16 protein-coding genes and 1 pseudogene are annotated in these 19,596 nt (G+C 64.5%); 6 read left to right on the top strand and 11 right to left on the bottom strand.

Annotated features, from left to right (window positions below):
- The first annotated feature begins 45 nt into the window (after positions 1–45).
- Positions 46–1,477, top strand: a pseudogene (locus BQ4436_RS06430) (zinc-dependent metalloprotease).
- On the opposite strand, the gene BQ4436_RS06425 reads toward BQ4436_RS06430, so the two are convergent.
- Both BQ4436_RS06425 and BQ4436_RS06420 read right to left on the bottom strand, forming a co-directional pair.
- The gene (locus BQ4436_RS06425; RefSeq protein WP_070976055.1) at positions 1,474–1,983 is read right to left on the bottom strand and encodes a M48 metallopeptidase family protein; all 510 of its coding nucleotides are present in this window, start codon (positions 1,981–1,983) and stop codon (positions 1,474–1,476) included. The pseudogene BQ4436_RS06430 and the gene BQ4436_RS06425 sit on opposite strands and share 4 nt — an antisense overlap.
- Before the next feature lie 355 nt (positions 1,984–2,338).
- Positions 2,339–2,668, bottom strand: a complete 330-nt coding sequence (locus BQ4436_RS06420) for a hypothetical protein (protein WP_143000834.1) — start codon at positions 2,666–2,668, stop codon at positions 2,339–2,341.
- A 245-nt stretch (positions 2,669–2,913) separates the two neighbouring features.
- Between BQ4436_RS06420 and BQ4436_RS06415 the strand changes: the two genes are divergently transcribed.
- The gene (locus tag BQ4436_RS06415) at positions 2,914–3,099 is read left to right on the top strand and encodes a hypothetical protein (RefSeq protein WP_070975939.1); all 186 of its coding nucleotides are present in this window, start codon (positions 2,914–2,916) and stop codon (positions 3,097–3,099) included.
- Between the two features lie 12 nt (positions 3,100–3,111).
- On the opposite strand, the gene BQ4436_RS06410 is transcribed toward BQ4436_RS06415, so the two are convergent.
- The 8 genes from BQ4436_RS06410 to BQ4436_RS06375 are packed head-to-tail and all read right to left on the bottom strand — an operon-like array spanning position 3,112 to position 15,434.
- Entirely contained in the window at positions 3,112–5,160 is a 2,049-nt protein-coding gene (locus BQ4436_RS06410; RefSeq protein ID WP_070975938.1) for an ATP-dependent DNA helicase UvrD2, read from the bottom strand.
- Complete coding sequence (locus BQ4436_RS06405; RefSeq protein WP_070975936.1) at positions 5,161–5,922, bottom strand: NAD(+) diphosphatase; 762 nt, start codon at positions 5,920–5,922, stop codon at positions 5,161–5,163.
- Between the two features lie 7 nt (positions 5,923–5,929).
- The gene (locus BQ4436_RS06400) at positions 5,930–7,027 is read right to left on the bottom strand and encodes a potassium channel family protein (protein WP_176754828.1); all 1,098 of its coding nucleotides are present in this window, start codon (positions 7,025–7,027) and stop codon (positions 5,930–5,932) included.
- Between the two features lie 10 nt (positions 7,028–7,037).
- A complete protein-coding gene (locus tag BQ4436_RS06395) occupies positions 7,038–10,337 on the bottom strand; it encodes an ATP-dependent helicase (protein WP_070975934.1) in 3,300 nt (1,099 codons plus the stop codon).
- A complete protein-coding gene (locus BQ4436_RS06390) occupies positions 10,330–13,392 on the bottom strand; it encodes an ATP-dependent DNA helicase (RefSeq protein WP_083329466.1) in 3,063 nt (1,020 codons plus the stop codon). Before BQ4436_RS06390 ends, BQ4436_RS06395 begins: the two co-directional genes overlap by 8 nt.
- Before the next feature lie 18 nt (positions 13,393–13,410).
- Positions 13,411–14,154, bottom strand: a complete 744-nt coding sequence (locus tag BQ4436_RS06385) for a hypothetical protein (RefSeq protein WP_070362933.1) — start codon at positions 14,152–14,154, stop codon at positions 13,411–13,413.
- Between the two features lie 54 nt (positions 14,155–14,208).
- Positions 14,209–15,159 carry a DUF3152 domain-containing protein gene (locus tag BQ4436_RS06380; RefSeq protein WP_083329465.1) on the bottom strand — a complete coding sequence of 317 codons (951 nt, stop codon included), beginning with the start codon at positions 15,157–15,159 and terminating at the stop codon, positions 14,209–14,211.
- A gap of 20 nt (positions 15,160–15,179) precedes the next feature.
- A complete protein-coding gene (locus tag BQ4436_RS06375; RefSeq protein ID WP_240492734.1) occupies positions 15,180–15,434 on the bottom strand; it encodes a DUF3107 domain-containing protein in 255 nt (84 codons plus the stop codon).
- A 48-nt stretch (positions 15,435–15,482) separates the two neighbouring features.
- Between BQ4436_RS06375 and BQ4436_RS06370 the strand changes: the two genes are divergently transcribed.
- Positions 15,483–16,808, top strand: coding sequence for a DEAD/DEAH box helicase (locus BQ4436_RS06370; protein ID WP_070975931.1), 1,326 nt, complete (start codon positions 15,483–15,485; stop codon positions 16,806–16,808).
- Positions 16,805–18,016 (top strand): Rv3212 family protein, encoded by a 1,212-nt coding sequence (locus tag BQ4436_RS06365; RefSeq protein WP_070975929.1) that lies wholly within the window; start codon positions 16,805–16,807, stop codon positions 18,014–18,016. Before BQ4436_RS06370 ends, BQ4436_RS06365 begins: the two co-directional genes overlap by 4 nt.
- A 57-nt stretch (positions 18,017–18,073) precedes the next feature.
- Here BQ4436_RS06365 and BQ4436_RS06360 read toward each other — a convergent pair whose 3' ends face one another.
- The gene (locus BQ4436_RS06360; protein ID WP_255366142.1) at positions 18,074–18,529 is read right to left on the bottom strand and encodes a hypothetical protein; all 456 of its coding nucleotides are present in this window, start codon (positions 18,527–18,529) and stop codon (positions 18,074–18,076) included.
- Between the two features lie 465 nt (positions 18,530–18,994).
- Between BQ4436_RS06360 and BQ4436_RS06355 the strand changes: the two genes are divergently transcribed.
- Positions 18,995–19,258 (top strand): WhiB family transcriptional regulator, encoded by a 264-nt coding sequence (locus BQ4436_RS06355; RefSeq protein ID WP_070362936.1) that lies wholly within the window; start codon positions 18,995–18,997, stop codon positions 19,256–19,258.
- A 131-nt stretch (positions 19,259–19,389) separates the two neighbouring features.
- On the top strand, positions 19,390–19,464 hold the full coding sequence (locus BQ4436_RS12670; protein ID WP_100227335.1) for a 50S ribosomal protein bL37: 75 nt from the start codon (positions 19,390–19,392) through the stop codon (positions 19,462–19,464).
- Positions 19,465–19,596 lie beyond the last annotated feature (132 nt).

The following is a 19,596-nucleotide window of genomic DNA, read 5'->3' as shown; positions in this document are numbered from 1 at the left end:
CTTGCACCCAACACAACCTGCGCACACGACTGTAGGGTGGTGCCTATGAGCAATGGATTCGGATTTACCTTCCCCAACAACGACAACGACGGTGACAACGGTGACGACGAGCGTCGCAACCAGCAGAACAACCCGTTCGCCGCGTTCGGGTTCGGGGGCAACGTTGGCGGTGGCCAAGATGGCTTGGGCGATATTTTGAACCAGTTCGGGCAGATGCTCTCCGGCATGGGCTCGACGATGAACGCCCGCACAGAGGGCGAGTCCGTGAACTTCGAAATGGCACTGCGCATGGCACGCCAGCACGTCGGCGACAAGGCTGCGGTCTCCGCGGGGGATCGCACCGCGGTTGAGGAGTCAGTACGCCTCGCCGACCTCTGGCTTGACGACGCCACTACGCTTCCTTCCGCGAACGCCCAGCCGCGCACGTGGAACGCGGACGACTGGCTGGTTGAAACCATGCCGATGTGGAAGCGCCTGGTCAACCCCGTTGCGGAGCAGATGAACCGCGCACAGCGAGACACCATGCCCGCCGAGGCCCGCGAGATGATGGGCCCGATGGTCGGCATGATGGAGCAGATGAACGCCATGAACTTCGGCGTCAAGCTCGGCCACGCCCTCGGCGACCTTGCCGAGCAAGCCCTGACCGGCTCCGACTTCGGCCTGCCCGTCGCACCCGCAGGCGTGACGGCCATTTTGCCGAAGAACGTCACCGCCGCCGCCAAGGGCCTCGAGATCCCCAGCCAGGAGGTTCTGGTCTACATTGTGGCCCGCGAGGCGGCGCGCCAGCGCCTGTTCAAGCATGTGCCGTGGCTCGTCGAGCGCCTCGTCTCCTCCGTTGAGGAGTACGCGGCAGGCCTGGAGATCGATACCTCGCAGCTCGAGGAGATGGCCCGCGGGCTGAACCTGGAAAGCGGCGACCCGCAGGCCATCCAGGAGGCGCTGCAGCAGTTGGAGGGCGCGGACCTCTCCCCGCGCGTGACCTCCCGCAACGCATCCGCCACTGCCCGCCTGGAGACGCTGCTCGCGCTCGTCGAGGGCTGGGTCGACGTTGTCACCGACGCTTCCCTGGCAGACCGTATCCCGTCGACGCCGCAGCTCGCCGAGGCGTGGAACCGTCGCCGCGCAACGGGTGGCTCCGCCGAGCGCGCGTTTGCGAACGTCGTCGGCATCGAGCTGCCGCCCTCCCTCCCCCCCCCCAATCCCCCCCACCAGCCCGCGCCCCATCCCCTTACCCGCTGTCTTTTATCCACATCTAGATGTGTAAAAGAGACGGGAGCTGTGGCGCCGCGTCGAAACCGCCGTGGGCCAGGCCCGCCGCGACCAGATCTGGGACCACCCGGACTTCCTGCCGGCCCCTGAGCACCTGTCCAACCCGGCGGCGTTCATCGACACCCTGCTGGACGATTCCTCCGACGACAACTTCGACGAAGAGCTCGCGCGCCTGGAAGAGGAGCTGCGCAAGAACGACGAGGACTAGCCTTCCCCGCCGAACCGCTGGTAGGCCTCAAGGTAGCCCTTCGCGCGTTCCGCGAGGGGCGCTTTGTCTGCCCACTCCCAGAACTTCGGGCCGTGCCCCGGGATGAAGGTGTGCGTCAGCTCGTGCACGATCACCGCGTCGAGGACGTAGCCCGGCACGTGCTGCAGCCTGTCACTAATCCGAATCGTGCCCGTTGACGGGGTGCAGCTTCCCCACCGCTTCGTCTGGTTCGACACCCACCGTATCGAGCCCACCTTCGCCCGCCCCTCAAGCACCTGCGCGTTGAGCGCCTCCGCGCGGGCTTGAAGGTCGGCGTCGCTGACGTGTTGGTGGCGGGTCTTCCTCCGGATCTTCCGCAGCATCTCGGCCACCGCTTCGCGCTCCTCGCGCTCGCTGAACCGGGCTGGGATGCGTACTTCCACGACGCCGTCGATAAGCCGGGCCTGCACTGTGCGCGTGCGCCGCGGCGAGCGAATCACCCGATACTCAAACTCCGACTCCTGCATGCCGAAGATTGTATGCTGTACAACCGACACAGCTTAAGGGGCACGAGGGGGAAGCATGTGTAACCAGTCGGATACTGTCATTGCGCTGGCCATGGGGGTACAGGTACTCAGCAGGGGCCCTCACGCGCTGCAATTCGGACTCGACGCCACACGCAGCGGCATCATCGAAGTCGGCGACGCCCGCGCAGTCGCCGCGGTGCTCGACTCGCTGTCCACACCGCGGCCACTGCCCGAGGTGGTTCGGCGGCTGGCGGTTTCCATGGACGCGGATGCCGCGCGCAGCCTCATCCAGGACCTCATTGCCTACCGCGTCCTCGTCGAAGTTTCGCGCCGCGAGGTCCTCCTGCTCGGCACCTCAACGCTTGCGAACACGCTGGTAGAAACACTGCGTGCCAGCGGCATCCACGTGCGCTCCCCCGAGCCCACCCAGCCGCTCTCCCGCTTTCTTTTCGACGCCCCCTCGGCCCTCCCACTCATCATCGTCGACCAGGCACACCGCACCCGGGCGCTTGCCGCGTACACCCGGCACCGCACGGGACCTGTGATTCCGGTGCTGCAAATCGACTCCCGCGTTCTCGTCGGCCCCTACGCAATCGGTGTGGAGGGCCCGTGCCTGATCTGTCGCGAGCACTACCTCCTCGAGCGCGACCCCCAGTGGGCAGCGATCGCCGCGTCTCTCATACACATCTCCATGTGCCTCAGACACAGCCCACAGCCCGCGTCGCAAACAGCAGAACAACACGTCCCCCCCCTTCGCGTCCGGCTCCTACGCTCGGAGGCGGCGCCTCCCACACCAGCACCGGCCCCGCATCGGCGCGGACGGGCGCCGGAGTCTCGGGGTGGGGGGGGGCGGGGTGGGGGACGAAAAGGGGGGGCGTGTCATGAGCCCCGGTCTCTAATACACATCGGGAGGGGTATAAGAGGCAGGTCGTGGTCCAGGCGGGCGTGGTCGCCGCAGCAACGATGGCTCGGCGGGTCTGCCAACTGCCGGACCCGCCGGGCGTGTCCGCCCCGGACCCCCGCACCGGCGACACCCTGCTTGTGGACCCCTTCAACCGCACCCCACTCAAGACGCTTCGCCTGCAGCCGCACCCCGACTGCCCGCTGTGCTACTAGGTTGCCAGGCGTCTAGCGGAACTCCGCGAGTGTCTCCAGGACCTCGGCGCCGTAGCGCTCCACCTTGACTGGCCCCACCCCCGACACGGCGAGCAGCCCCTGCTCGTCCTCCGGCATGGTCTCCGCGATGGCGAGCAGGGTGGCGTCGGAAAACACCATGTAGGCGGGCTGCTTCGCCGCGCGCGACGTTTTGAGCCGCCAGCGCTTCAGCGCCTGGTAGACGTCCTCGTCGATGTCGGCGTCGCAATCCTGGTGCCGGCCGAGCGCCTTGTCCGCCGGGGCGAACAGCACGTTGCCGCACACCCGGCAGCGGCGGGTCTGCTTCAACCGCTGCGGGGTTTCCTCCGACTCAAGCTCGGGCACCAGCCCGTCCAGGAAGCGCGAGCGCGAGCGCGACTTCCTGCCGCCCTCCTGCCTGGCCAGCGCCCACGACAGCTGCAGGTGCTCCCGGGCGCGCGTCACGCCGACGTAGAAGAGCCTGCGCTCCTCCTCGATGTTCTCGTCGCCCGCCTTGATCGCGTGCGAGATCGGCAGCGTGTTTTCCACCAGGCCAACGAGGAAAACCGCGTCCCACTCCAGGCCCTTCGCCGCGTGCAAGCTGGCGAGCGTGACCCCATCAATCGCCGGTGGTTGCTTCGCCTCCGCGCGCTGACGCAGCGAACGCAGTACGTCTTCCAGGCTCGAGGCCTCCTTGGTGTGCACGATCTCCTCGATGAGGTCCACGAGTGCGCGCAGCCCCTGCCAACGCTCCCGTGCCTGGGCGCCCTCCGGCTCCGTCGGCGTCAACCCGAGCGGCGCGAACGCCGCCTTCGCCACCACCACCGGGTCATCCGGCAAGTCGTGGCGCCTGGTTGCCGCCACGAGCGCCTGCAACGCCTCGCGGATCTCGCCGCGCTGGAAGAAGCCCTCCCCACCGCGCACCTGGTAGACGATGCCCGCGTCCGCGAGCGCGGCTTCAAACGCCGCCGACTGCGCATTAATCCGGTACAGCACCGCGATCTCCTTGGCAGGTACCCCGGAATCAATCAGGCGCTGTACCGCCGCGGCGACCTCGCGGGCCTCCGTCGGCTCGTCGTCGTAGGCGTGGAACGTCGGCTGCGGTCCGGACTCCCGCATACCGATAAGCTCAAGCCTGGTGCCCGCGGCCCGGCCCGTCGCGCGCGAGATGACCGCGTTGGCCAGCTCGGTGATTTCGGGCGTCGAGCGGTAGTCGCGCTGCAACTTCACCACAGTGCCGTGCTCATAGGTGCGCGAGAAGTTCAGCAGGTAGTCCGGGGTCGCGCCGGTAAAGGAGTAAATCGTCTGGTTCGCGTCCCCCACCACCGTCAGGTCATCGCGCTGCCCCAGCCAGCCCTCCAACACGCGCTGCTGCAACGGGGTCACGTCCTGGTACTCGTCCACCACGAAGGACTGGTACTGGGAGCGGAACTCCTCCGCCACCGCGGGCGCATTCTCCAGGGCACCCGCGACGTGCAGGAGCAGGTCGTCGAAGTCGATGAGCATGCCCTCCGGGCTCGTCTTCGCCTCCTCGTACAGCCGGTAGACCTCCGCGACCTTCTTCGGATCCGTCGGCGGAGTCCGGTTCGTATCCGCGATGCGGTCCACGTAGTCCTCCGCGCCGATCACGCTCGCCTTCGCCCACTCAATCTCGCTCAGCAGATCGCGGACCATCTCCTTATCCGACTCCAGCCCGGCCGCGCGAGCTGCCCGCCCCACCAGCGGGAACTTGTTGTCCAGCAGCCGCCACGGCAGATCCCCCGCAATCTGCGGCCAGAAGTAGCGCAGCTGCCGCATCGCCGCCGAGTGGAACGTGCGCGCCTGCACGCCGCCAATGCCCATCGTGCGCAGGCGATCGCGCATCTCCCCTGCCGCACGCTGCGTAAACGTCACCGCCAGCACCCGGTTCGGGCTCACCGTGCCCTGATCAATCATGTGCGCGATGCGGTACGTAATCGTGCGCGTCTTACCCGTCCCGGCACCGGCCAGGATGCACACCGGGCCACGCGGAGCGGTCGCCGCGATCCGCTGATCCTCATCCAGCAAGCTCAGATCTACAGCCACTTACGCTCCACTCCCGTTCTCGTTGAACTCTCCTCGAGCCCATTGGTCAATCATCCGCCGCGCAATCGTCCCCGGCACCGCCAGCGTGACAGTGCCCAGCTCGTCGCGGCGCAGCCAGCGCAGCTGCGTCAGCTCCCCATCCAAGGGGCCCACAGCATCAACATCACTTGTCGACGCCACCATCCCCAACATCAGCGCACCCGACAGCGCCCACGGCTGCGACCCAACATAGCGCACCACCCCGACACGACGCCCCGTTTCCTCCCACACCTCACGCGCGAAGGCATCCTCGATGGTCTCGCCGACATCGATGTATCCCGCGATCAGCGTGAAGTAGCCCGGGCGGCGCGCGTTCTCCCCAAGCAAAATCCGCTCCCCGTCCGTCGACTGCACCACCCCGATCACCGACGGGTCAATACGCGGAAACAGCGGTTTCCCGCTGGCACCACGCGCAACGATGCCCGCCTCGCCCCAGGTGACTTCGCTGCCATCGCGCGGGTCGAAGCTCAGCTGACGCTGGTTGCGCAACAGACCGAACCCGCGCGCAACAAGATAGTCGCTTGCATGGCTGCGGCAAGTGCCGAAGCGCTCGCCCAATGCCTCAAGCTGCGCCTCGCTCACCAGCACCGCCCACACATCGTCGCCGACGTGCACCGTGTTCTCGGCGTGGGGTTGGGCGGAGTGGGCGTCGAAAAGTGTGGGCGTGTCATTAGCTCCAAGCACAAACCTGCCGACGGCATCGAAGGCAATGAACCGCTTCATAGGCCGCCTACTCCGTCGGGCGCGTGCGCTCAGTCAGCGGGGTCGGCTGCGTCATCTGCACGAACAACAGGCGGTCGCCGGGCTCAACCGTCTCGGCCTCCGGGGCGTCAATGCGGTAGAGCTCGCCGGAGCGCACCACACCCAGCACAATGTCGGCGAGGTGACGCGGGTTCGCTCCGACCTCGTCGTCCGCGATCGGACGCTCCGCAACCGCGAAGCCCTCGTCCGGGCTGAGCAGGTCCTCCATCATCTCCACCACAGGTGGCGTGACCGTCGCAATGCCCAGCAGGCGGCCCGCCGTTTCAGAGGAGACCACCACCGAGTCCGCGCCCGACTGCATCAGCAAGTGCTGATTCTCACTCTCACGGACGCTGGCAACGATCATGGCGCTCGGCGCCAACTCACGGACAGACAGCGTGACCAACACCGCGGTATCGTCCGAGGACGGCGCCACCACAACTGAGCGCGCACGCGCCACACCCGCGACCTTCAGCACGCTCGAGCGAGTGCCGTTGCCGTGGACGGTGACAAGACCGCGCTTCTCGGCGTTCGACAGCACCACGGCGTCATCATCAACAACAACGATGTTGCCCGGCGCGGTACCGCCCGCGAGCAGCGCATCCACCGCGGACCTGCCCTTCGTGCCGTAGCCGATAACGATGGTGTGATTACGCACTGTTCTCCTCCATTGCTGAATCTGTAGCGTCTTGCGGGAATCCTCCGTCAACACCGACAACGTCGTACCGACCAAGAGCATCAGGAATGCCACACGACACGGCGTGATGACCAAGATATTCATCAGGCGCGCGCTTTGCGTCACCGGCGTGATATCGCCGTAGCCGGTCGTTGAGAGCGAAACCGCCGAATAGTACAGGGCGTCGATAAAGGTCAGTGGCTCGGTGTACCCCTCTTTGTCGAAGTAGACCACCGTCGCCACGGCCAACACCAACATGGCCGCGTAGCCGAAGCGCCTTGCCATCAACGCCCATGGAGTGGTGCGTTCCGCCGACGGAATCCGAACGACATCCAGCAGGGTGTGCACCGGTATTTCCGACGGATCCGCATCCGCACGGAACCGGTCACTCCATGACAACGCAAACGGCAGTTTCACTCCGCTATCCTTCCTCGCTACTACGGCGTGAAACTGTACCGGAAGTTGCGCCGTTTGCTGTATCTTCCAACAACTTCGTCAGCTGCTGCGCATCCGGAAGCTCCGTCGCGGTGAAGTCCTTTCCATCGCGGACGTAGAAGAACACGGCCTTCACTGGGCGGCCATCGTTGGCGATTCGCTTCCACGCCTCCGTGTACACGGCAAGCTGCAGCTTCGCTGCCTCCATCGCCGCACCCACCGGGCGGTTGCCGGTCTTCCAGTCCACCACGACCCAGCCGTCGCCGTCCGCAAAGACCGCGTCCATGCGGCCACGCACCACCGCCTTGCCGAGCGCCAGTTCAAACGGGCACTCCACGTGCGTCGGCGTCTTTGACGCCCAGTGGCTGTTCTCGAAGTTGGCTTTCAGCTTCTGCAGCGTCGACGGATCCACCTCAAACTCGCCCATGCCCGGCAGCTCGTCCTCAGTGAGCAGCGGGTGCGCACCGTAGAAATCCTCGATCCACTCGTGGAATGCGGTGCCGCGCTTCGCGTACTGGTTCGGCTTGAACGGCACCGGGCGACGTGCCTGGCGCGCGAACTGTTCCACGTCCGCCTGCATGGCCACCACGTCTGAGGCGGTCAGCTCACCAGGCAGCATGACGGGCACGTCCGGCGACTGCGCCGCCTTGTGTTCCTCAATGAGCGCGGTGGCGTCGCGCTCCCACAGCTCGTAGAGCTCGCCGGCCGCGGGCGCGATTTCGGTCTCGAGCGCGTCCCTGACCAGCTCACTCGGACGAGTGGCCTGGCTACTGGCAGCGTGCGCCGCTTCGTAGGACTGCACAGGCCACGTGCCGACGGCCACCTCCGGCTGCTGTACCGTTTTCTCCGCATCCTCGTCCTCGACCTGCTCCGGCAGCTCGAGGCCCTCGAACGCCGCGAAGTGCTCGTACGGCCCGTTCGGATTCTTTTTGCCGCCCAGAGAGATGTTCGATCCGGTAAGCAACAGCCTGTTTTCCGTACGTGTGATAGCCACGTAGAACAGGCGCGCCTGCTCCTCAGCGAGGTCCTCGCCGATGTGCTTGCGCCACGCATTGGCAGCGTTCTTAAACTGCGTGCGGTGCTCTACCTCTGCGAACTCCTCGTAGATGTCCGGGTCACCGAACGTCTCAGGCTGCAGGAACGGGATCTGGGCAAGGAAGGTCTCAATCTTTGAGCTGTAGGTGTCCTTATCCGCGTGCAACACAGCGACGGTATCCCACTCCAGGCCCTTCGCCTTGTGTACCGTCAGGATCTGCACGCGGTCCCCGCGCACGGTGACGTTACCCGGCGCAAGCCCGTCTTCCTGCTGCTTCGCCAACTCGAAGTAGTCCAGCAGCGCTTCCACGCTCGTGCCCGGGTACTCCTCGACGTAGTGCAGCAGCTGGTCCAAGTGCACCGTGCCTGCCGACGAGCGCCGCGCCAGCACCTCAACGCGAATACCGAAGACCTCGATGATGTCCGCGAACAGGTCACTGAGCCGCTTGCCCAGCGAATTGCGCCGCAGCTGTCGCAGCCGCGACGCCAGCAGCTGCAGGCGCTTGTAGCCGTCCTCGCTGTAGCGCTCTGGCTCGCCCAGGTCCGCCACCGCGTCCGCCAGGCCCGCCGGCTTGGCGGACTGCATCTTCAGCGCCTCCGCCTCGAGTGCAAGCTGCGTCAGCTCCTCGATGAGGCGCTCCTCCGGGTCCGCGGGCACCGGCCTGGCTGCTTCCTCCTCCGCGGCCGGACCGTCCGCGCGGGCTTGCAGGTTCTTGGCACGCGCGGCGAGCGCCTCCATATCCGCCAGCCCGAGCCCGACCGACGGCCCACCCAGCACACGCAGTGCCGCCTCAGAATCCTCAGGGCGGACCAACATCGTGGCCACAGCCAACGTGTCCTGCACCTCTGGGGTATCCAGCAGGCCGCCGAGCCCCACGATCTCATACGGCACACCACGGGCTTCAAGCGCCTGGGCGATCGGCTGCGCATGCCTGTTCTTCCTGGTCAGCACCGCGGCCGAGAGCCTACCGCCCTGCTCAAACTGCTGCTGCAGCGCGTCGGCAACGAACTCAATTTCTTCCTCCTCCCGCTGGAAGAACTGCATGTCCACGTCGCCTGCCGCAGCGTCCTTGCGCGGTTCCAGGGGCGCGACGGCACGATCTTCCCCGCTGCCAAGGATCGCGGTGGAGACCTGGTTCGCCATCTCAAGCACCTTGCTCGGGTTACGCCAGGAGATGGTGAGCTGCTTCTTCTGCGCCAGTACACCGCCCGCGGCAGGGAAATCCTCCACGAATGCCGCGAGGTTTTCCGACGTCGCCCCGCGCCAGCCGTAGATTGCCTGCATCGGGTCGCCCACCGCAGTCACCGTCAACGTGGGGTCCTGGCCTTCGCCGAACAGGCTGCGCAGCAACACTCGCTGCGAATGCGAGGTGTCCTGGTACTCGTCGAGCATGACCACGCGGTACTTCTGCCGCTGCGCAGCACCGACGGACGCGTGCTGCTCCGCGAGCGTGGCCGCAATGTTCATTTGCTCGTTGAACGTGACCACACCACGCTCACGCAGCGCCGCGTTAAGCTCCTCAACCAGCGGCAACATCAACTGGCGCTGGCGCTGCTTGTTGCGCCACCCCGTCATGGTCTTGCAGAACTCGGTTTTACTCCGCGGCGACTTCGGTAGCGATTCCGTCTCTTTCAGGAAGATCTCCGCGGCCTCGTAAATATCGTTTGGGTCTGCCAGTGCGTTGCCCATCGCCGTGGTGAGCTTCAGTAGGTCCTCCACCACTGTGCTCATCGCGGGGGCAGGGGCACCTTCCGCGATGAGTGGTTTGTTGTAATTGCTCACGACTTCGACGGCGATCGCGTGCAGCTCAGCCTGCGTGATCAGGCGCGCATCCGGCTCCACCGGGACAAGCAGCCCATAGTCGCGAACGAGCTCGCCCGCGTACGAGTCATACGTAGCAACAGTCGGCGCGATAACCTCCAAGCTTTCCGCCAGCGCACCCGAAGGATCGAGCTCCCGTACGAGCTCCCGGTGACGAGCCAACGCCTGCAACCGGTTCCGTATCCGCTGCCCCAGCTCGCGGGCCGCCTTGCGGGTAAACGTCAAGCCGAGGACTTCCTCCGGCCGCACATACCCGTTGGCGACGAGCCATACCACGCGGTCCGCCATCGTCTTCGTCTTGCCCGCGCCAGCACCGGCCACGACCAGCATCGGCCCCGGCTCGGCACCAATCACGTCGGCCTGCTGGCTACTAGGGGGAAATGCGTCCCCGAGCGCCTGGAAGAGTTCCTGGGGTGTGAAATCAGCCATTGTAAATCATCGTCCCTTCGATCTGGACCGGGCACAGCGCGCGCACAGCGCAGTAATCGCAGTGCTTGCCCGCCTGCGCTTCGAGTTGCGGCCCTGTTGTCTTGCCGGGCAGCGGTGCAATGAGTTCGGTGAAGTACTCGAGTTCTTCCTCTTCTTTGCGCGGTTGCTCGCGCGTGGTTGCGGCGTTCGTTCCGTGCTTCGAGTACACGAGCGCCGCCCCACCAACGTCCAGGCCTTCTTGCCCATCGGTGGACGTCACAACGCGAAGATCGTCGCCCTCACCGATGAGCTGCCCGTGGCTCAGCGCAAGCTGGTACGCCATGAGCTGCTCGCACTCCTTCGCGCTATCTACGGAGAGCATCGTCGAGCCAGTCTTCAGGTCAACGATGTGCACGCTGCCGCTTTCTTCCTTATCCAGCCGGTCGGCTCGCCCGCGGATATGGACGTCTTCTGCGACCTGGACGGAGATCGGCACCTCCATGCCCACAACCTCGAACTTCTTCGCACGGTTTTCCCACCACTTGTTGGTGCGCTCCAGCATCGCCTCGAAGTCGCGGACTTGGGCCTCGGCCTGCCACGCGGGGGCGTCAACAATCGCGCGGTACGTGGCCAGCGTGTGCATCCGAGCCTGCTCTTCCGGCACGCCTCGGCCGAGAGCCTCGAAGTAGGCGTGCACGATCGATCCGATCACCATCGGCATCGAGCTATCAAAACCGAGAGTGCGCTCGAGCACCGAGCTCATCGGGCACTTCAACAGCGCCTCAATCCTCGACGGCGACAGCGAACGTTGCCCTTCAACGGGCTCATTCGTCGAAGGCTCCGTGGTAGTCCACCACTGCTCCGGGTCCGCAAGCGGCACCCCGGCCTCCACCAGCCGCGCAATCTGGCGCGCGGCCTGGCGCCGGTCTGCCTCCGTACTGTGTTCCTCGTCCGCGAGTGTGCGGCGTAGCTCCCCCAGGAAATCATCGCGGGACAGTACGCGCACAACCGTGGCCTCCGCACCGTCATCCCCAGCCACAGCGTCCTCCGCGGACAGCGTCACCAGCTGCGGGGATATGCCGGTTTCCTCGCAGAGCTCCTCAACGAACCGGGACGGCTCGATGACCTCCTCGCCGTCAGTCTGGTCGACGGCCGTGACCAGGACGCGCTCCGTCGCGCGGGTCAACGCCACGTGGAACAGGCGACGCTCCTCCTCGAGGCGCTCGCGCAAGTGCGACACCGGGGTGGCGGGATCCACGTCGTGGTCAACCAGGTCCACCAGATCCTGCTGGCCGAAAATCGAGCCGGTCTCGCCCAGGCTCGGCCACTCGAGGTCCTGCACTCCGGCAACGACAACACGGCTAAACTGCCTGCCCACCGCACCATGCGCGGTCAACAGCGCCACTGCGTCCGGCGTGGCCGCTCGGCGATCGCGCACACCGGTGGGCAGTTCCTGCTCCAACATGCTGTTCACGAACAGCTCGAGCCCACCCTGGGTTTTACGCTCGGTGAAGTCACCGGCGGCGTCGAATAGCGCCATGACCGCATCCAGGTCACGGTCAGCCTGCGAGCCCGTCGTGCCGCCCCGAAGCGCAACCGCAGTGAGGTGATCTGCCAAACCCGTGGCGTTCCACAGCGCCCACAACACCTCCTCAACGCTGCCGTCAGCGTCGTAGACCTCCCTGGCGGCATCCAACACCTGGCGGATGCGGTGCAGCATCTGCAGCTCACGGTCAGTGAGTACCTCGCCGAAGTCCGGCAGCTCTGCCTTGGAAACAACAAGGTCACGCAGCGTTTCCTCCGCACGCGCCTCTGGTTTCCAACGCCGCAGGCCGCGCAACAGGCGGCGCAGCGTCACCGGGTCCGTACCACCAATGGGCCCAAGCAGCAGGTCGCGCCACTGCTCAACCGTCAGCGGTGTGTACAGCGACTGCAACCCAAGCAGCAGCGAGGCAACAATGCGTTGCTCGCTGAGCACCACATCCGTCGGATTCAGGGCGACCGGCACGCCCGCGTGCAACAGCGCACGGCGGAAGGGCTCAATCATCCCTGACGAACGCACAATGACCGCCATATCCCGAAACGCGACCTCCTCCTCGAGGTGCGCGCGACGAAGTGCGTCCGCCACCGCCGCGAGCTGCGCCGTCGGCGTCTGCGCTAGCGCCACCGAGACCTCAGGTTCGCGCTTGGTCTGCCCTAAGTCAATCACCGTGTGCTCAAGGTCCCCCAGCGTGGCAAAGAACTCCGGGCTTGCCCCGCGGAACTGGTAGACGGACTGATCCAAGTCACCACCCACAACCCCGAGTGTGGCCCCCTGCAGCAGGCGCTGCACGAACTTTGCCGCCGCGGGCGAGAGATGCTGGGCGTCGTCCACAATCACGGTGTGCCACGTCCGCCCCAGCGGCACGTCGAGTGCCCTGGCAATCAGCTCGGATGCCGAGTAACGCACCGTCCCGGTCAGCGCCATGACCTGCTGGTATTCCTCCAAAAAGTCACCGGCCGCGCCCCAAATCCCCTGCCCGTAGCGGGCTCCGAGCACCTTGAGCTGCTCTGCGTCCAGCCCGCGCTCAATCGCGCGCAGCAAAAAGTCACGCAGCTGGCGCGCAAAGCCCACCATCGGCAATGCCGGGCGCAGCTCCGCGGGCCAGCTCCCCCGGCCATCCTCAACATGTCCCTGCAGCAATTGACGGATGACCGCATCCTGCTCCGCGCCAGAAATCAGGCGCAGCTGCTCTTGCTGCTCCCGCAGCACGGCAAACGCCAGGGAGTGCACAGAGCGCACCATCGGGCCGTCGGCAACAAAGTCAGTATCAGCGAGCCGCTCCGAAATCTCCGCCCTGATCCGCGCGGCGGACTCCTTCGAATCCGTCAAGAACAAGACGCCCTCCGCGTCCGACTGCCGCTTCGCCGACGCCACAAACGTATCGATGAGAAAGCTGGTCACCCCCGAACCCGCCTGGCCGGTTACCTTCCATAACCCCTCGGTGGGAAGTGGCTGCGACCACGTTCTATCGTGCGCTTGGTGTTCGCGCGGGACTAAAAACGCGCGGGGTGTGGTGGACTGCTGGTCATTCATGCCCACCATTGTGGCATGTTAGCGGGACATAAGGAGCTCGGAAACCTCCGAAAATTTCGAACGCGCGTTCGCATTCTGGAACGTTCCGTCGTGCTGCGCCATCCGCATCCGGAAATCCAACGCGCGCCCCGCCAGGAACACAAGGTCCGGAATGTGGGACCAGCGCTCGACGATTCGCGGATCGACAGCCCCGGCGAGCAGGGCGTCGACAATTACGACGGCAGCCGAGTACCCCCTCGGGCGAAGCCGCGCCGAAGGTACAAGATCCGTCAGCACGGGCGCGGCGTAGCCCGAAAACAGCGTGTGGGAGAGCACGTCCACGTGCGCCACGCACAGCCCCTCAGCACTGGCATCCTCGTGCCCCTTCCACGCGCCGCGATCCGCCTCTGCGATCACGTCAGAGCTATCGCGCTCGGGCAGCTCCTGCGCCACCTCGGCCTGCTGCAGCGCGCGCTCCAGCGCAAGCGCCGCCGCCACGGCCTCATCCACGCGGGCCGCCGGCGCACCGGGCGAGAACTCGTTGGCCACGAAGCCAGCCACTACGAAGCGCCCGTCCGTCGCACGCACCGGACGCGCAACGTGCACCCCCTCAAGGTGGTCAGCGATGCGCTCACGCACCTTGCCCGACCACGCCGCCGTCGGCGCAGCCTGCGAAATCACAATGCGCCCAAATTTCTTCGCCTCACCCCAGGCAACATCAGGTGCCGACACCGACTCCCCATCAACCTGAAACGCCGACAACACATGCTCGGGAATAGTCACAGCGCAGCTCGCCTTCCTCTCGTCGCCTGTTTATAACTACAACAACTACAGCACTTACAACACTGCCGGGCGCGGGTACGGCCACGGGTTCGACCTGCAGGTGTCCTGGTTATCCGGGTACACCTCTTCCTTATCAAAGGAGTACAGCTGCGCATTGTTCAAGCTCAGCGTCTGCTGCATCATCACCGGCGCCAGCACGCCATTTTCCGGGCACGGCTCGTGGTGCGCGAAGCCGAGCGCATGGCCAACCTCGTGATTGATCAGGTACTGGCGGTAGCGACCCAGATCCCCCTCATACGGCGCAGCGCCCCGGACCCAGCGGGCCTCGTTCAAAATGACCGTGTCCTCGCCGGTCACGCGAGTGCGGCAGCTGGTCTCCATTTCAAGGTGCACGCCACACAACTCTCGCGTTGTCGCCGCGGACGCGAGCCGAATCTTCAGCGATGGCTCATCGGCCGCCGTGACGTGTTCAAACCGGAAGCGCGGGTCGTTGGTCCAGCCACGGGGGTCGCTCAAGGTGGCGTCGACAAGCGCGGCGACGGCCTCATTGCCCCCGTACAGTGCCGTATCGAGCCCATGCTCCACCTCAACAACGAAGCGAACCGTGAGCTCATCCCCCTTGCCAGCCTGCATCCCAGGGTGACCAACCTCGTAAAAGGTGCCCTCGCCAGTCTCCGTGAACGGACCTCCCGGCGGCAACTGCAGTACGTCCTGCTGGCCCTCCGGCAGCACACTCACCGTGCGCGAGGCTTCGTCACCGTCAGGCTGCTCGACCGCGCTGTCACCAGCGCTTCCCGCAAACACCTCCCCGTCGGGGTTTTGCAGCATGTTCACAATCACGAACACCGTCAGCACAGCTAACACCGGAATCGCGTAGGCGCGCCACCCGTACTCGCGGGCGAAGCGCACAAGCCGACCCTCCGCTTCCGGGTCTACCGCGGTGAACTCACCGTCGTCCTCAAAGTCCCAATCCTCGAAAACGTCGGTGTCGTGATTGTTCTTCATGGTCGTAAATGTAGCGGGTTTTAACGCATGAACCCAACGGAACGAGCCTGCGCAGAGCCAAGCTCAACGTACGCAATCTTCTCGGTGCGCACCAAGTACTTCTTTCCCTTGTCATCCTCCAGCGTCACCGTCGGAGTTTGGTCCTCAATCGCCTGCTTCACCGTATTGAGCACATTCTCATGCCCCTCAGCAATCGCGATGGAGAGCTCACGTGCGGTGTCTGCAAGACCGATCTTGATATCCATATGTTCGTTTCCGTCCTTATCGTTGTTCATCTTCACGGATGTCAATCCATTGTAACGGCCTACAGCTAAGATGAGGGCGTGTCCAAATCAGCTGCTAGAGAACAGTCACCCGATTTTCATGAGCTAGGGGTCGCCGCCGAACTCATCGATGCCCTCGAGAAGCTCGATATCCATCGCACATTTTCCATCCAGGAACTTGCGATCCCCCTCGCGCTCGACGGCCGCGACATCATCGGCCAAGCCCGCACGGGAATGGGCAAAACCTACGGCTTCGGCATCCCGTTGCTCGACCGAGTATTTGACGACGCCACCATCGCCGAACTCGACGGCACACCCCGCGCCCTCGTGGTCGTCCCCACCCGCGAGCTCGCCGTGCAGGTCGGCGACGACCTGGAGCGGGCAGCGAAGTACACCCCGGTGCGCGTCGCCACCATCTACGGCGGGCGGCCCTACCAGGAGCAGATCGACGCACTACACAAGGGCGTCGACGTCGTCGTGGGCACACCCGGCCGCCTCATCGACCTCTACCACCAGGGCGAACTCCAACTCGGCCACGTCGCGATCCTCGTCCTCGACGAAGCCGACGAGATGCTCGACATGGGCTTTTTGCCCGACATCGAAACGCTGTGGTCCTCCCTACCTGACCAACTGCAAACGATGCTGTTCTCCGCGACCATGCCCGGCCAGATCCTGCAGCTGGCGCGCTCCAAGATGAACACGCCGATCCACATCCGCGCCGAGCAAGGCGAGGAAGCCGCCTCCACCCACGAAAGCACCAAACAGGTCGTGTTCTACGCCCACCACATGGACAAACCCGAGGTGCTCGCGCGCGTCCTGCAGGCCAACGGCCGCGGCAAAACCATCATCTTCACCCGCACGAAGCGCTCCGCCGCGCGCGTCGCCGACGACCTCGGCCAGCGTGGCTTCTCCGTCGGTGCCGTCCACGGCGACCTTGGACAAGGTGCGCGCGAGGCCTCCCTGAACGCCTTCCGCGAAGGGGACGTCGAAATCCTTGTCGCCACCGATGTTGCAGCGCGCGGCATCGACGTCGACGACGTCACCCACGTGATCAACTACCAAGTCCCCGACGACCCAATGACCTACGTCCACCGCATCGGCCGCACCGGGCGCGCAGGCCACTCCGGCACCGCCGTGACCATGGCCGACCTCGACGAAACAGCGAAATGGGAAGCAATCAACGAGGAACTTTCCCTCGACAAGCCCCAGCCCCCAACGTGGTTTTCCACCTCCGAAGAGCTCTTCGAGGCCCTGGACATTCCGGACTCGGCTTTATCCACGGTGGGCAAACCGCGTAAAGTGCTCGGAGCACGCCCGCAACGCTCGGGCGAGAGAACACCCTCCACGAGACGTGGAACGAACCGCTCAGGAAGGAAACGGCGTTGAGTCAGCCCCTACGTCGCACCCGCAACGACTTGATCGCGACCGCAGTCATCACCGCGATCGCAATCATCCTCCTTGCCATCGCGTTTTTCACCGCACCGATCCGCAGCTCTCACCTGGAGCCGGCGGCGGAGGAATATGAGAACGCGGGACGCCTCGCCGTCGTCCCCTCGAAGATCGAGGAAGCCTTCCGCCTTCCGGACACCTCCCCCGGCGTCCAACCCGTGATCGCTGCAGGCATGATCATCACCTACAACGACGGCACCATCACCGCAACCACGCCGGCCGGCGATACCGCCTGGACCTACAAACGCCCGAACGAGCTATGCCTGCTCGGCCATGCGTGGGACAAGGTCGTCGCAGCGTACCGCGACAATGCTGGCTGTGGGGACGTCGTCACGATTAACGCGCTCACCGGCGAGTACGCGGGCACACGCTCCGCCATCGCACCCGAGGTGATCACACGTGTGCAGTCCAACGACCGCGTCGGCTACGTCAGCTCCCACCGCGTCGAGCTGTGGCGCTCCGACATGGTCAAGACCGTCGAGTACGGCTACAACGAGGCCCCGCAGGAGCCGGACATGCAGCCCGAATCCTGCACCATCAACTCCGCGCTGACCCGCACCGACATTATGGCGACCACGGAGTACTGCGACGACGGCCCCAAGCTCAAGTTCCAGAACACCACTCCCGAGGACTCCCGTGAGCCCGAGATGTACGAAAGCGTCGACATCTCCGAGAACGCCTACCTCGTCGCGGTGTCCCAGGACGCGGCCGCGATCTACGACCCTGACAGCCACAAGGTTCGCACCTACGACAAGGACGGCAACGACCTCGCCGCCTCCGAAATCCCGCCACTGGACGGCCCGCAGAAGATTGACCAAATTGTCGACGTCCTCCCCGTCGCCGACCTGCCCCACCACATGACGTACCACGAAGGCGACACCCTGCTGCTCATGGAGCCCTCCCGCCTGAGCGTTACCGGCGTGTTCCAGGGCGCGCTTGGCACCGGCTTCCCAGCCGGCGAGCGCCTGCTCTACGCCTCCGACACCGGCATCGCCGTCGCCAACTGGGACGACAACAAGGTGGAGAAGATCATCCCCGTCGATCGTGGCGGATACACCGGCCCCGTCTACATCGACTCCGCCGGCACCACGATCGTAGAAAAGCGCGGCGAGGAGATCGTCGTTCTCAACACGAACCTCTCCTAACGCCGCGCAGCACCCCGATCCCCCCGCGCCCGTCGCCTGGTAGCTTTGTTAGCTTCGCTAGCGGCGGGCCTTTTTCAGTTCGTACATCGCCTCTTGGTAGGCCGCTGACGCCGGGTGGAACACCGTAATCAACACGAGCACCGCCGAAAGCGCCGTCGCCGCACTGAGTAGGTGTGCGCCCCCGAGGAACATATAAAACGCCACACCGAGCAGGATCGCCTCAATGAGCACGATCGCGCCCGAGCCCCTTGGCCGCCCCCGTAGCGTCGAGATAGCCACAAACGCAACAAAACCGAAGACGATGGCAAGGAACACCGCCGTGCCCAACGCCACGTAATGGCTTGCTTCCGCGCTCGATTCAATGCTGCTATCGCTAATGCCTTCAATCTGGGCGTAGATCAGCATGATGATGTAGCCGAGCATCGCCAAGCACTGCAGCAACACGACGACCGCCCCGAACCGCAGCATGCCCGGAACGCCAGTGTGGTCCAATGAGTTTTCTTTGCTGTTCACACAACGGAGTCTAATGATCAGGGCCAGATTCCGACACCAGTTGCGGTGCAGACGATTGCCGATTTGACCTTAGCGAACACATATGTCAGCTAATTCTTTTCTTATATATGCAGTTCAGGGCGCTAAGAGCGCTCTATCACAGGAAACTCACACCACATATGAGCGGCAACAATGAATACAATCCATATGATTCCAATCACACTTTTGCCCAGAACCCTAGCGGAAAGCTCAAAACCGTGCCATCATTCTCGAGTAGCAAAAATTACGGGCTGGTGTCACAGCCCTTAACCCTAAGTCACCACAGGGTTAACGCCAGGTCTGGAAGTGGAGTCCCGCACGATGCGGAGCACTCGCCCGGGCAATGGAATCAAACTTAGTTTGCAACACGCCCCAAAAGGGTTGTGAATGTGGTGCGCAAAAAATACATAGTCACGAAACATTTTTGATCTTGAAGGAGTACTTATTATGGATTGGCGCCACGAAGCCGTTTGCCGCGACGAAGACCCAGAACTCTTCTTCCCTGTCGGCAACTCCGGCCCTGCACTCGCTCAGATCGCCGAAGCCAAGCTTGTTTGCAACCGCTGCCCAGTCACTTCCCACTGCATGAAGTGGGCACTGGAGACCGGCCAGGACGCCGGCGTCTGGGGCGGCCTTTCTGAGGAAGAGCGTCGCGCACTGAAGCGCCGCAACAAGGCCCGCGCACGCAACCGCGCACGCCTGTCGGCCTAAGCTCTACGGCTATTGCCGGTGCCTCTCGCAGAATTTCCTCGGGGGATTTCACCGCACTGCGGCAACAACGATAAACTGAATACTTCGTAACTAGGTTTGCACCTAATTCATCGCTATTTAAAGGAGGCACCATGAGCAAGCGTGGCCGTAAGCGTAAGGACCGTCGCAAGAAGAGCGCGAACCGCGGTAAGCGCCCAAACGCATAAGAACGCGAACACTCCCCATCGGCAAGGACCATGAGTCCACGCCGATGGGGAGTTTTTTCGTGCCATGAGCTCGTGTTGCTAGCTGCAGTAGTTGCCTGTGTGTTGGCTGGGCACCACATTCCTATCACGGGC

It is taken from the genome of Corynebacterium sp. MC3, assembly GCF_900099485.1.
Lineage (GTDB): Bacteria > Actinomycetota > Actinomycetes > Mycobacteriales > Mycobacteriaceae > Corynebacterium > Corynebacterium pseudogenitalium.
This window is presented reverse-complemented; position numbering and strand designations above follow the sequence as displayed.